Source organism: Leifsonia shinshuensis (assembly GCF_014217625.1).
Taxonomy (GTDB): Bacteria; Actinomycetota; Actinomycetes; order Actinomycetales; family Microbacteriaceae; genus Leifsonia; species Leifsonia shinshuensis_A.
The window spans coordinates 4,405,338-4,418,000 of sequence record NZ_CP043641.1 but is presented as its reverse complement, the minus strand read 5'-3'; the positions used below and the strand labels follow the sequence as shown (position 1 = coordinate 4,418,000).

The 12,663-nt window shown below is 72.3% G+C and carries 10 protein-coding genes; 5 read left to right on the top strand and 5 right to left on the bottom strand.

Annotated elements, in window-relative coordinates:
• Positions 1-120 precede the first annotated feature (120 nt).
• Positions 121-2,985 carry a helix-turn-helix transcriptional regulator gene (locus F1C12_RS21570; protein WP_185276837.1) on the top strand — a complete coding sequence of 955 codons (2,865 nt, stop codon included), beginning with the start codon at positions 121-123 and terminating at the stop codon, positions 2,983-2,985.
• A 285-nt stretch (positions 2,986-3,270) separates the two neighbouring features.
• Here the strand turns inward: F1C12_RS21570 and F1C12_RS21565 are convergent, their stop codons facing one another.
• Genes F1C12_RS21565 through metG form a run of 4 tightly spaced genes read right to left on the bottom strand, consistent with a single transcriptional unit; the run spans position 3,271 to position 7,618 of the window.
• A complete protein-coding gene (locus F1C12_RS21565) occupies positions 3,271-4,215 on the bottom strand; it encodes a 4-(cytidine 5'-diphospho)-2-C-methyl-D-erythritol kinase (protein ID WP_185276836.1) in 945 nt (314 codons plus the stop codon).
• 45 nt (positions 4,216-4,260) lie between these two features.
• Positions 4,261-5,106 (bottom strand): 16S rRNA (adenine(1518)-N(6)/adenine(1519)-N(6))-dimethyltransferase RsmA, encoded by an 846-nt coding sequence (rsmA, locus tag F1C12_RS21560; protein ID WP_185276835.1) that lies wholly within the window; start codon positions 5,104-5,106, stop codon positions 4,261-4,263.
• Positions 5,103-6,032, bottom strand: a complete 930-nt coding sequence (locus F1C12_RS21555) for a TatD family hydrolase (protein ID WP_185276834.1) — start codon at positions 6,030-6,032, stop codon at positions 5,103-5,105. The genes rsmA and F1C12_RS21555 overlap by 4 nt, the downstream gene beginning before the upstream one ends.
• Complete coding sequence (gene metG, locus F1C12_RS21550; protein ID WP_185276833.1) at positions 6,029-7,618, bottom strand: methionine--tRNA ligase; 1,590 nt, start codon at positions 7,616-7,618, stop codon at positions 6,029-6,031. Before metG ends, F1C12_RS21555 begins: the two co-directional genes overlap by 4 nt.
• 122 nt (positions 7,619-7,740) lie before the next feature.
• On the opposite strand from metG, the gene F1C12_RS21545 reads away from it, so the two are divergent.
• Positions 7,741-8,034 carry a hypothetical protein gene (locus F1C12_RS21545; protein WP_185276832.1) on the top strand — a complete coding sequence of 98 codons (294 nt, stop codon included), beginning with the start codon at positions 7,741-7,743 and terminating at the stop codon, positions 8,032-8,034.
• Positions 8,031-8,438, top strand: coding sequence for a type II toxin-antitoxin system VapC family toxin (locus F1C12_RS21540; RefSeq protein ID WP_185276831.1), 408 nt, complete (start codon positions 8,031-8,033; stop codon positions 8,436-8,438). The genes F1C12_RS21545 and F1C12_RS21540 overlap by 4 nt, the downstream gene beginning before the upstream one ends.
• Here the strand turns inward: F1C12_RS21540 and rsmI are convergent.
• A complete protein-coding gene (gene rsmI, locus F1C12_RS21535) occupies positions 8,435-9,256 on the bottom strand; it encodes a 16S rRNA (cytidine(1402)-2'-O)-methyltransferase (RefSeq protein WP_185276830.1) in 822 nt (273 codons plus the stop codon). The two genes, F1C12_RS21540 and rsmI, sit on opposite strands and share 4 nt — an antisense overlap.
• 25 nt (positions 9,257-9,281) lie before the next feature.
• Here rsmI and F1C12_RS21530 point away from each other — a divergent pair, with 25 nt between their 5' ends.
• A complete protein-coding gene (locus F1C12_RS21530) occupies positions 9,282-10,943 on the top strand; it encodes a dolichyl-phosphate-mannose--protein mannosyltransferase (protein ID WP_258046054.1) in 1,662 nt (553 codons plus the stop codon).
• Positions 10,944-11,010: 67 nt separating this feature from the next.
• Positions 11,011-12,600 (top strand): S53 family peptidase, encoded by a 1,590-nt coding sequence (locus tag F1C12_RS21525; protein ID WP_185276828.1) that lies wholly within the window; start codon positions 11,011-11,013, stop codon positions 12,598-12,600.
• Positions 12,601-12,663 lie beyond the last annotated feature (63 nt).

Below are 12,663 nucleotides of genomic sequence, written 5' to 3'. Positions count from 1 at the left end.
GCCCCACGCGATGACCTCGTTCCCCCCACCTTTTGGGGAAACCGACCGCACACCCCGATGTGCGATGATCGACCCACCGGACCACGCGTTCCCGACCCGCGCGGTCGATGGGGGCTGAGCGTGACCGACGAGCTGGCGACCGTGCGCCCACTCTTCGGACGCGACCGGGCGCGGGAGACCATCCTGCTGGTCGCCCACCGCGCGATCGACCGCGGCGGCGCGGTGCTGGTCACCGGCGAGGCGGGCCTCGGCAAGACCTCCCTGCTGGCCGACATCGCCGAGCGGCTGGACGGCTGGACCGTGCTGCGGGTGAGCGCCGACTCGTTCGAGTCCGACCTCGCCTACGCGACCGTCGAGACGCTGGTGCGCGGACTGACCGCGCTGCGCGGCGCGAACGGCGGCCCGAACGCCGCCATCCGCCCGCCCGCCCCGGAGGACGACGCCCTCACGGTCGGGAGGCTGCTCCTCGACACGATCGACGGCCTGAACGGCCCCGTGTGCCTCATCGTCGACGACGCGCAGTGGGTGGACGAGCCCTCGGCGCGGGCGCTCCGGTTCGTGGTGCGGCGGCTGTCAGACCGCGGCTTCCTGTTCACGGCGGCGTCGCGTCCACAGCCGAACAGCGTGACCGCCCTGTTCGACGACCTCGCCGCGACCTCCGTCAACCACGCCCGTATCGACCTCACCCCGCTCACCGTCTCCGACACCCAGGAGCTGGCCGAGCACCTCCTCGGCCACCCCATCTCCCGCCGCACGGCGACCCGCCTCACCGAGGCGACGCAGGGCTCCCCGCTGCTGCTGAGCGTCCTGCTCGGCCAGCTGCGCGACACGTTCGAGCAGGCGCTGCATCCCGCGGGCTGGGACCTGCCGGACACCGCGATCATGCCGCTGGCCTCGGCCATCTCGGCGGCGCTGGAGGGCGCCGACCCGTCCGTGCGCACCGCGGCCGAGTTCGTCGCCGTGCTGCGCGACCCGCTGCCAGCGCCCGTCGTCGGCAGCGTCGCCGCCCGCCTCGGCACGAAGCTCGACCTCCCCGGAGCGGTCACGCGCGGGCTGGTCCTCGGCCTCACCCGCGACGGCGTGCTCTGGGTGGAGCCGGCGCACGCGCTGCTCGCCGACGCGCTCGCCGCCGAGCTGACCGTCGAGCGCCGGGTCGCGATCCACCGGGTCGCCGCGGAGGTGCTGGACGGCCACCGCGCCCTCCGGCACCGGGTGGAGGCCGCCGACACCGCCGACCCGCTGCTGGTCGACGAGCTGCTCACCGCCGCGCTGGCCGCCGCCGACCAGGGGCACGCCGAACAGGCCATGAGCTACGCCCGCTCCGCGATGCACCTCGCGACCGACGGTGAGCTGGAGCGCGCGCTCATCGAGCTCGGCCTCCTCGCGATGCGGTTCCGCCTGCACGAGCAGATCCTGGAGCTGCGGCCCGCCATCGAGGCGCTGCCGACGTCGCCTGCGCGCGACGCCGTGCTGCTGGAGCTGCGCACGCTCTCCCGCGACGTGCCCGGCGCGCTGGAGCTCGCCCTCAAACTGGAGGCCGCCCCCGCGGTCACCCCGGACGAGCGCGCGATCCGCACCCACGTCGCCGAGGCGATCCCGAAGGTGCTCATGGCGATGGGTGACTTCGCCGGCGTCCTCGACCACCTGGAGACGGCGCGCGCGCACATCGCGGAGTGCCCGCGCCCCGAGGAGGTCGCCGACCCGGCGCTGCGCTGGCTCGCGGAACCCGACGAGCACCTGGTCCGCCTGCTCGGCTGGGCCCTCAACTCGGCGGCGCACGCCGGGCGTCCCGACCTGTTCGCCCCGCTGACCGCGGAGCTGGACACGCTGCTGGCGCAGCACGAGTCGCCCGCGGCCGTGGACGCGCTCGTCGCGCGCTCCCGGGTGTTCATCCTCGGCGGCGACGTCGAGCGCGCCCGCGCCGACCTGGCCCGTGCCAACGAGCTGGTCCGCCGGTTCCCGTCGAGCTGGACCGCCGGCTTCGTCCGCACGATCTACGCGCACATCCTCTTCCTGGTCGGCGAGTGGGAGGAGTCCGTCACGCTGGCCGACACGGCCGTCGCGCTGGCACTGGACGAGACCGACCTGTCCTGCTGGCCGATCGCGCTCTGGACCTCCGCGCTGGTGCGCGCCGGCCGCGGCGAGGCCGACTCGGTGGGCGACCGGCTGCGCTCGGCCGCGCGCGCGGATCCCCGGTTCATCGGCTCCTACGACGGCGACCTGCCGTTCCTCGCGCGGGCCGAGCTCGCCCGCGCGCTCGGCCGTCCGGAGGAGCAGCTGCAGGCCACTGTCGACGCCGAGGCCGCCGCGACCCGCGCCTCCACCCTCGGCTGGCTCAGCTACCGCGTCGACGCGCTCGCCGCCCTCGGCCGCGCCGCCGAAGCGCGCGCCGCCTTCGAGCGCTGCACCGCCCCCGGCCTCTGGCGGCCCTACTACGGCTCGCTGCGCTGGCTCGAGGGCCGGGTGCTGGAGGCCGAGGACCGGCGCGACGAGGCGGTGACCGCGTACCGGGAGGCCGCACAGGAAGCGCGCTTCGCCTTCCCCGAGGCGGTCGCCGCGCTGGACGCCGGCAGGCTGCTCGTCGCCGGCAGGCTGCTCGCCGACGGCCACCACGACGCCGAGGCCCTGCTCGAGTCCGCCGCCGCCACATTCCGCCGCCTCGGCGCCAGCAGCTACCTCGCTCGCACGGCGCAGTACCTCGACGAGGTCCGGTCCGGGACCGGCGCCGCCGACGGCGAACGCGAGGCGGCCGCCGCCGACCCGCTCGCATCGCTCACGACCCGCGAGCGGCAGGTGGCCCACGCGCTGGCCGCGGGCATGACCAACAAGGAGATCGCCGAGCGGCTGTACGTGTCGGTGACGACCGTCAACTTCCACGTGCGCAACATCCTCGCCAAGCTCGGGATGCGTTCCCGCCGGGAGCTGCGCTCGCTCGCCCTCCCCCGCCGCCGGCCCGTCAGAAGCGACCGACCCGTCAAGAGTTGACGGTTTTCCGGTCCCCCACTAGGAGGACACGCGGGCCGCTCGCTAACGTTGATCTCACCCGGGATGCCCGACCCGCACCCGCACGGAAACGACTCACTCAAACGAATCGTCTCAACCCGACGTGCGATGCGGATCGGGCATCCTCGGGCTCAGGCGCCGGATTCGCGCGCCTGGGCGCCTCACCAGCTGCCGAGTATGCCCGCGCCGGGATGTGGCCCGACATGGCCCGGCTCCCGGGATACTCGGCAGGGGGTGGCGGGGGCGCTGCGCGGTCGGGCGGCCGGATCAGTCGCCGACGACCCGCGCGCCGTGCACCGGCCCGGTCGCCCGCACCGCGCGGATCCGGGACGCGCTGAGCGCGATCTGCAGGTCGAGGGCGTTGTCGAGGTCCGCCACCAGGAACGCCACGGTCGGACCGGAGCCCGACACGATCCCCGCGAGCGCGCCGTTCAGCTCGCCGAGCTCCAGCACCTCCGCGATGCTCGGGGCCAGGTGGATGGCCGGCGCCTGGAGGTCGTTGGTGAGCGCCTCGGCCAGCATCGCCGGGTCGCCCGCGCGCAGGGCCTGCAGGATCTCCGCGTCGACGCTCGGGCTGCGCTCGGCGGGCGCGATCTCGCCGATGTGTCGCTGCCGGTGCCGGTCGAGCTCGCTGTAGACGGCGGGCGTGCTGAGCTCGCCTTCCGGCAGGGCGAGCACCCACTGGAACTGCCCGGTGGCAAGCGCGGGGCTGAGCCGGTCGCCGCGGCCGGTGCCGATCGCCGTGCCGCCGATCAGCGCGAACGGGACGTCCGCGCCGAGCCGCGCGGCCAGGGCGAGCAGTTCCTCGCGGCCGAGCTCGGTGCCCCAGAGCGCATCGCAGGCGACCAGGGTCGCGGCCGCGTCGGCCGAGCCTCCGCCCATGCCGCCCGCGATCGGGACATGCTTCTCGATCTCCAGCCGGACGCCTCCGGTGTGGCCGGTCTTCTTGGCCAGCAGCTTGGCGGCCTTGATCGCGAGGTTCGTGCCGTCGGTCGCCAGCTCGCTGGTGTCGACACTGCCGGAGAAGCTGACCGAGAACTCGTCGTCGCGGTAGGCGCGGACGTCCTCGTAGAGCGAGACGGCCTGGTAGGCGGTCGCGACGTCGTGGTAGCCGTCGTCGCGGACGGCGCCGACTCGCATGAACACGTTGATCTTGCCCGGCGCCCGCACATGCACGGCATCCACGTCCCACCCCGTACCAGCCTCGACCATGCCTCAAACCTACACAGTGCGGGGGTCCCGGGAGGACCACGGCGATCAGGCGGAGGCGGCGAGTCTCACGAAGTCGTCGAGCTGGAGCTGCTCGCCCCGCAGCGACGGGCTGATCCCGGCGGCCTCCAGCGCCGTCGCGGCGGAGGTCGGGTCGCCGAAGACCACGGAGAGCGACTGCCGGAGGGTCTTCCTGCGCTGCTGGAAGGCGGCGTCCACGAGGGCGAACGTGCGGCGCCGGAGCGCTTCGTCGCCGCGCGGCTCCGCGCGCCGGTCGAAGCCGACCAGCACCGAGTCCACGTTGGGCACCGGCCAGAAGATCTGCCGGCTGACGTTGCCGGCCGTGCGCCAGTCGCCGTACCAGGCGGCCTTCACGCTCGGCGCGCCGTAGACCTTGGAGCCGGGGCCGGCCGCGATGCGGTGGCCGACCTCCGCCTGCACCATTACCACGCCGGAGCGCAGGGTCGGGAAGGTCTCCAGGAAGTGCAGCAGCACCGGCACCGAGACGTTGTACGGGAGGTTGGCGACCAGCCGGGCGGGCTGCTCGGGCAGCTCGGTCACGGTGAGGGCGTCCTGGTGGACGACCGTCAGCCGCCCGGCCGCGGACGGCGCCAGCTGCTCGACCGTGACCGGGAGCTGCCGGGCCAGGCGCCCGTCGATCTCCACGGCGACGACGCGCGCGTCCGCCTCCAGGAGGCCGAGCGTGAGCGAGCCGAGGCCGGGGCCGACCTCCACCACCACGTCGCCGGCCTCGACCTCCGCGACCCGGACGATGCGGCGCACGGTGTTCGCGTCGATGACGAAGTTCTGGCCGAGCTTCTTGGTCGGGGTGACGTCCAGCAGCTCCGCGAGGTCGCGGATCTCGGCCGGTCCGAGCAGGCGCAGCTCGCTCACGCGATGGTCCCGATCGGGCCCGACGGCGGCTGGCCGACGGGCTCGCTGTCCCAGCGGCCGTAGACGAGCTCCGTATTGGAGTTGATCTGCGCCGCGAGCGTGGAGGCGTCGGTGCTCAGGTACTCCGCCATCGCCCGCAGCGTGTGCGGGATGAGGTACGGCGCGTTCGGCCGGCCGCGGAACGGCGCGGGGGTGAGGAACGGCGCGTCGGTCTCCACCATGATCAGGTCGCGCGGAGCGGCCTGGAGGGCGGCACGCAGGTTCGGCGCGTTCTTGAACGTGACGTTGCCCGCGAACGACATGTACCAGCCGTTGTCCGCGCAGATCTCGGCCAGCTCGACATCGCCGGAGAAGCAGTGGAAGACGGTGCGCTCCGGCGCGCCGACGCGCTTGAGCGTCGCGACGACGGCGGCGTGCGCGTCCCGGTCGTGGATCTGCAGGGCGATGCCGTTCTGCTTGGCGATCTCGATGTGCGCCTCGAAGGACGCGAACTGCGCGTCGCGCCGCGGCCCCGCCTCTGTGCGGAAGAAGTCGAGTCCGGTCTCCCCGACAGCCCGCACCCGCGGCCTCCCGGCCAGCTCGGCGATCGCCGCGAGGGCGTCGTCCAGCTCGCCGCGTTCGGCGTAGTCCGGGGCGTCGTTGGGGTGCAGGGCGACGGCGGCCAGCATGCGCGGCTCGATCGCGGCCATCTCCGCCGACCAGCGGGAGGTCTCCACGTCGTTGCCGACCTGGACCACCCCGCGCACGCCGACGCTGGAGGCGCGGTCGAGCTGCTCGCGGTAGTCGAGCGGCTCGTGGCCGTCGGCGATCTCCAGGTGGGTGTGGTTGTCGTAGACGGGCACGACGAGCGCCTCCGGAAGCGGCGGGTACGCGAGGTCGCGACCGTCGGTGACGTGCCGCTGCCGGATGAACGCGGGGTCGGTCATGCCCCCTGCACCACGTCCGCCTCGATGCGCGGGAACAGCGCCTCGAGCCCGTTGACCTCGGTGCCGGCGGGCAGCCGGCCCCAGTCGCCGGCCTTCCGCAGCGGCTGCGCGTCGAGCGGGCCGAGCTCCGCGGTCACGCCGAGCGCGGTCCACAGCTTGGCCGTCGCCTTCGGAACGACCGGCGAGAGCAGCACCGCGAGGGCGCGCAGGCCCTCCGCCGCCGTGTAGAGCACCGTCTGCAGGCGCTCGCGCTTGGTCTCGTCCTTCGCGAGCGACCACGGCTCCTGGATCGTGATGTAGCCGTTCAGCTCGTCCACGATGGTCCACACCGCGGCGAGCGCGTCGTGGATCGCCAGCGTGCCCATGGCGGCGTCAGCGTCGGCGGTGGCCTTCGCGACGACCTGCTGCACGTGGAGGTCGGCCTCCTCGTACTGCCCGGCCGGCGGCACCACGCCCTCGAAGTAACGCGTGACCATCGCGATCACGCGCGACGCCAGGTTGCCGAAGCCGTTGGCCAGCTCGGCCTGGTAGCGCGCGGCGAGGTCCTCCCAGCTGAACGAGCCGTCCTGGCCGAAGTTGATCGCGCGCAGGAAGTAGTAGCGGAACGCGTCGGAGCCGAAGGTGTCGGTGATCTGGGTCGGCGCGATGCCGGTCAGCTTGGACTTGGACATCTTCTCGCCGCCGACCAGCAGCCAGCCGTGGCCGAAGACGCGGTGCGGCACCTCCAGCCCTGCGGCCATCAGCATGGCCGGCCAGATGACGGCGTGGAAGCGCAGGATGTCCTTGCCGACCAGGTGCGTCGCCGGCCAGCGGCGCTCGAAGGTTTCCTCGTCCTGGCCGTAGCCGACCGCGGTCACATAGTTGAGCAGCGCGTCGAACCACACGTAGACCACGTGCGACTCGTCCCACGGCACCTTGATGCCCCAGTCGAAGCTCGACCGCGAGATGGACAGGTCGCTGAGCCCCTGGCGCACGAAGGACACGACCTCGTTGCGGGCCGACTCCGGCTGCACGAACTCCGGTCGGTCCTCGTAGAGGGCCAGCAGCCGGTCGGCGAAGTCGCTCATCCGGAAGAAGTAGTTCTTCTCCTGCAGCAGCTCCAGCGGCTTGGAGTGGATGGCGCAGACCTTCTGGCCTTCGTACTCCCCCGTGCCGTCGACGATCTCGCTCTGCGGCTTGAACTCCTCGCAGCCGACGCAGTACAGGGCCTCGTACTCGCCCGCGTAGATGAAGCCGTCGTCGTACAGCTTCTGCAGGAACTTCTGGACGTTCTTCTCGTGCCGCTCGTCGGTGGTGCGGATGAAGTCGTCGTTCGCGATGTCGATGGTCTTCAGCAGCGGCAGCCACTCGTTCGTCACCAGCCGGTCGGCCCACTCCTTCGGGGTGGTGCCGTTGGCGGTCGCGGTGCGCAGGATCTTCTGCCCGTGCTCGTCGGTGCCGGTCAGCAGCCAGGTGTCGTCGCCGGCCTGGCGGTGCCAGCGCGCGAGCACGTCCGCGGCGACCTCCGTGTAGGCGTGCCCGATGTGAGGGACGTCGTTGACGTAGAAGATCGGCGTGGTGATGTAGAACGCGGAGCCGTCGGACATGGTGACTATCCTACGGGCGCGGGAGGGGGTGGACGGCGATGTTACCGGGGCGGAGCGGGCGTTCAGCCCATTCGGAGCCGCAGCCTCTAGAATCAGAGCCGAATTTACGAAATGGAGCAGATATGACTCTCACGGCAGCCGAAATCGATCGTCTCCCGCACGTGCCGATCAGTACGTTCAAGTCCAACCCTGCCCACTATCTGAAGTCCGGCGCTGCGGTGACGACGCACGGCCGCGTGAGCGCTGCCTTCATTCCGGTTTCCGACGACACCGACCAGAAATCCGACACCGCCCTCGAAGCGGCGAAAGCGCGACTCCGTCTCCTCGCTCGACTCGCGGATGACGAGGTCGTCACGGAGGAACTCGAGCGGTTGACCGCCTCCCGCGACACCGACATGGTCGGAGAGCCGCGATGACGATCCGCGGCATGCTCGACACCAGCGTTCTGGTCAGCGGCCTCCCCACGGACGTCGTCGACGACCTCGGCTCGTACCGTTCATCGATGATCTGCCGAGGCGAACTCGTCCAGGGCCTGGTCGTCTTCCGCGGCGACGCGAGGCGAAGGTCCGCAGCCGATCAGCGCGAGGAGCTGATCAGGACGCTGGATGACCTGGCCGACTTCTGGCTGGACTTCGATCGAGCGGCATCGGACGCTTATGGAACGCTGACCGCCGAGCCTCGCCGCGCGGTCCGGCCGAAAGACGCCCTCATCGCCGCGCACGCAGGAGCGGTCGGAGTTCCACTGCTGACGGAAGACGCCGGGTTCAGCCGGTTCCCGGATGTCGAGGTGGTCGTCCTTCCCCACACTCGATCGCGCTAACCCCGCCGCGCGTCCAGCGCCGCCTGGTACAGGTCGCGCCGGGACAGCCCCGTCGCCTCCGCGACCTCCGCGGCGGCGTCCTTCAGCCGGGTCCCGTCGGCGACGAGGGCGAGCACCTGCTCGAGCGCCGTGGCCGGGTCGGCCTCCCGGGCCGGGGCGCCGGCGACCACGACGACGATCTCTCCGCGCACGCCGTTCGCCGCCCACGCGGCCAGCTCTTCCAGCGTCCCGCGGCGGGTCTCCTCGTGCAGCTTGGTCAGCTCGCGGCAGACCACAGCGCGGCGGTCGGCGCCGAACACATCGGCCAGGTCGGCGAGCGAGGCGGCGAGCCGGTTGGGCGACTCGAAGAACAGCATCGTGCGCTGCTCGGCCGCCAGCGCCCGCAGAGACGAGGTGCGCTCCCCGTGCTTGCGTGGCAGGAACCCTTCGAACGTGAACCGGTCGGTCGGGAGGCCGGACACGGCGAGCGCCGACAGCACAGCGCTCGGGCCGGGCACCACGGTCACGCCGACTCCGGCGGCCGCCGCGGCCTCCACGAGCGGGAAGCCGGGGTCGGAGACCGTCGGCATCCCGGCGTCGGAGAGCACCACGACGTCCTGGTCGCGGGCGAGCTCCACCAGCTCGGCCGCCCGGTCGCGCTCGTTGTGCTCGTGCAGGGCGATCAGCCGGGGCCGGTTCTCCACGCCGAGGCCCGCGAGCAGCCGCTGCGTGACCCGGGTGTCCTCGGCGGCGACGACGGTCGCCGAGCCGAGCAGCTCGACCAGGCGGGCGGAGGCGTCGCCCAGATTTCCGATCGGCGTCGCGGCGAGGATGATCATAGGTCCAGTCTGTCAGGATGTCCTGGTGACCTCCCCCTCACCCCTCGCGGGCGACACCGCCGCAGCGGCCTCCGGCGCCGACACGCCCGTCGCCCACCCGGCGGCGCACGTCGCCCCGGCCCGCATCGGCAGCCGGCTGGACGACTGGTGGGCGCGCGTGCTGCGGACGCCGCTGCGGCTGAAGCTCTGGTACTGGGGCGCGCCGATCGCGGTCACGCTGCTCGCCGCCGTCCTGCGGCTGTGGGACCTCGGCTCCCCGCACGTGCTCGTGTTCGACGAGACCTTCTACGTCAAGGACGCCTGGAGCCTCTTCCACCTCGGCTACGAGGGCAGCTGGCCCGACAAGGCCGACCAGTCGTTCAACGCGGGGAACACGGACATCTTCGAGTCCTCCCCCTCCTTCGTCGCGCATCCGCCGCTCGGCAAGTGGATCATCGCGCTCGGGATGGCCGCGACCGGAGCGGGCAACTCGTTCGGCTGGCGCGTGTCGACCGCTGTCGTCGGCATCCTGGCCGTGCTGGTCGTCTTCCTGATCGCGCGGGCGCTGTTCTCCTCCACGATGATCGCGACGATCGCGGGCTTCCTGTTCGCCATCGACGGGCACGCGATCGTGATGAGCCGCGTCGCGCTGCTGGACAACATCGTGATGTTCTTCGCGCTGCTGGCGTTCGGCTGCATCCTGCTCGACCGGCGCTGGCACGCGAACCGGCTGGCGGCGAAGCTGCTCGACGCCCGCAGAGCCGGACGCGATCCGTCCTGGGGGCCGGTGCTGTGGTGGAGGCCGTGGCTGATCGCCGCCGGCATCCTCACCGGGCTCTGCGCCGGCGTGAAGTGGAGCGGCTTCTACTTCCTCGCCTTCTTCGCCGTCTACGTCGTCGTGGTGGACATCGTCGCCCGGCGCAGGGAGGGTGTCGCCTTCTACATCAGCGGCGGCCTGCTCAAGCAGGCGCCGGCGACCTTCGTGCTGATGGTCCCGATCGCGTTCCTGTCCTACATCGCCACCTGGACCGGCTGGCTGGTCACCAGCGGCGGCTACTACCGCAACTGGGCCGAATCGGTGCACGCGCAGTGGACGGGGGCGCTCGCGTGGGTGCCGCTGTGGTTCCAGAACCTCTGGCACTACCAGACGGAGATGTACAACTACAGCATCAACCTCCACGTGCCGCACCCGTACCAGTCCAACCCGCTGACCTGGCTGTTCATGATCCGGCCGACGAGCATGTACTACACCGGCAACACCTACGGCCAGGCCGGCTGCACCGCGCCGGGAGGCTGCTCGGCGGCGATCACGTCGCTCGGCAACCCGATCATCTGGTGGGCCGCCGCGGCGGCGGTGTTCTACCTGGTCTACCGGCTCGCCCGCTACCGGGAGTGGCGGACGGGCCTCATCCTCACCGGCCTCGCCGCCGGGTACCTGCCGTGGCTGCTCTACATCAACCGCACGATCTTCCAGTTCTACGCGATCGCCTTCGAGCCCTACCTGATCCTCGCGCTCACCGCGGTCATCGCGCTGGTGCTCGGCAGGCGTACGGATCCCGAGCGGCGACGGCGTCAGGGGATCGCCTGGACGACGGTGTTCCTCGCGCTCGCGGCCGTGGTGAGCGCGTTCTTCTGGCCGATCTGGACGGCGCAGCAGGTCCCGTTCTGGTTCTGGCAGATCCACATGTGGCTGCCGAGCTGGGTCTGACGCGTCCTGTTCAGATAGGCCGAATCGGCCCTCACCGCTGTCGGCCCACGGTGGTAGACCGTTGGGTATGGATGCCGAAGAGCCGCTGAACCTCGTCCCCCTTCCCGGAAGCGAACGGCCCCCACGCGCCGGCTTCCAGGCGCACGGAGCCCTCCCGCCGGACACACCCGTCCAGGCCACGCTGATCCTGCGCCGCCAGGCGCCGCTCCCCGACGACGCCTTCACGTCGCACCTGACCACGCAGGAGCTCGGCGACCGCTACGGCGCTTCGCCGGCGGACCTCCAGCTGGTGACATCGACCCTCGAACGCCTCGGCGTGACCGTCGACGAGGCGAACGCCGCGGAGCGCCGCGTCCGCGTCTCCGGCCCGGTCTCCGTGCTGGCGCGCGTGTTCGGGACCGATCTGGCCGAATCCCGGCCGGCCGACGCCGGGGAGGACGCCCCGCGCTACCGGCAGCGCTCCGGCGGGCTGAGCATCCCCGCCGAGCTCGACGGCGTCGTGACCGCTGTGCTCGGCCTCGACGACCGGCCGCAGGCGCGCGCCCAGTTCCACATCACGCCCGCCGCTGCGGTGGCCACCAGCTACACGCCGCCCCAGCTCGGGAAGGTCTACGACTTCCCCGCGGGCACCGACGGAAGCGGCCAGACCATCGCCATCATCGAGTTGGGCGGCGGTTACGTGCAGGCCGACCTCGACACCTACTTCGCCGGGCTCGGCATCCCCACCCCGTCGGTGACCGCCGTCGGCGTGGACGGTGCATCGAACGTCCCCGGCCAGGACCCCAACGGCGCGGACGGGGAGGTCATGCTCGACATCGAGGTGGCCGGCGCGCTCGCCCCCGGCGCCGCGCTGCTCGTGTACTTCGCACCCAACACCGACGCGGGATTCCTGGACGCGGTGAGCACCGCCGCCCACGCGACGCCCACCCCAGCCACGATCAGCATCAGCTGGGGCCAGTCGGAGGACCAGTGGACGGCGCAGGCGCGCAACGCGTTCGACCAGGCCCTCCAGGACGCCGCCGCGCTCGGTGTCACCACCACCGTGGCGGCGGGCGACGACGGCAGCAGCGACCGTGTCGGCGACGGCAAGGCGCACGTCGACTTCCCGGCCTCCTCCCCGCACGCGCTGGCCTGCGGCGGCACCCGCCTGGAGGCGAACGCCACGACCGGCGCGGTCCAGTCCGAGACGGTCTGGAACAACGGGGCGGGGAACGGCGCGACCGGAGGCGGCGTCAGCGCGGTCTTCGCCCTCCCGACCTGGCAGAAGGGCGTCGGCGTCCCCTCCGGCCCCGGAGGCACGGACGCGGGCGGCGCTGCCAACGGCCCCGGCGGCCGCGGCGTCCCCGACGTGTCGGCGGTCGCGGACCCGCAGACCGGCTACCAGGTGCGCGTCGACGGCAAGGACATGGTGATCGGCGGAACGAGCGCGGTCGCACCCCTGTGGGCTGCGCTGATCGCCCGCCTGGCCCAGTCGACGGGTTCGCGCTTCGGGCTGGTGCAGCCGAAGCTGTACGACTCGATCCGGGCGGGCCAGGTCGCCGCGGGCTTCCGGGACATCACGTCGGGGAACAACGGGGTGTACGCCGCGGGGACGGGCTGGGATGCCTGCACGGGGCTGGGGGTGCCGGACGGGGCGCGGCTGTTGTCCAGTCTGTGATGGATGGCCGGCCGGCCGGGCCGAGGCGCAGGTGCGCGCGCACCCTGGTCGCGGCCCGCCACG

Excerpts from the sequence above, each read along its gene's own strand:
- metG (WP_185276833.1), bottom strand. The coding sequence starts at position 7,618 with ATGTCCGACGGCTCCGCGTTCTACATCACCACGCCGATCTTCTACGTC.
- F1C12_RS21545 (WP_185276832.1), top strand. The coding sequence starts at position 7,741 with ATGACTCTCACGGCAGCCGAAATCGATCGTCTCCCGCACGTGCCGATC.
- F1C12_RS21540 (WP_185276831.1), top strand. The coding sequence starts at position 8,031 with ATGACGATCCGCGGCATGCTCGACACCAGCGTTCTGGTCAGCGGCCTC.
- F1C12_RS21525 (WP_185276828.1), top strand. The coding sequence starts at position 11,011 with ATGGATGCCGAAGAGCCGCTGAACCTCGTCCCCCTTCCCGGAAGCGAA.
- F1C12_RS21565 (WP_185276836.1), bottom strand. The coding sequence starts at position 4,215 with ATGGTCGAGGCTGGTACGGGGTGGGACGTGGATGCCGTGCATGTGCGG.
- rsmI (WP_185276830.1), bottom strand. The coding sequence starts at position 9,256 with ATGATCATCCTCGCCGCGACGCCGATCGGAAATCTGGGCGACGCCTCC.
- F1C12_RS21555 (WP_185276834.1), bottom strand. The coding sequence starts at position 6,032 with ATGACCGACCCCGCGTTCATCCGGCAGCGGCACGTCACCGACGGTCGC.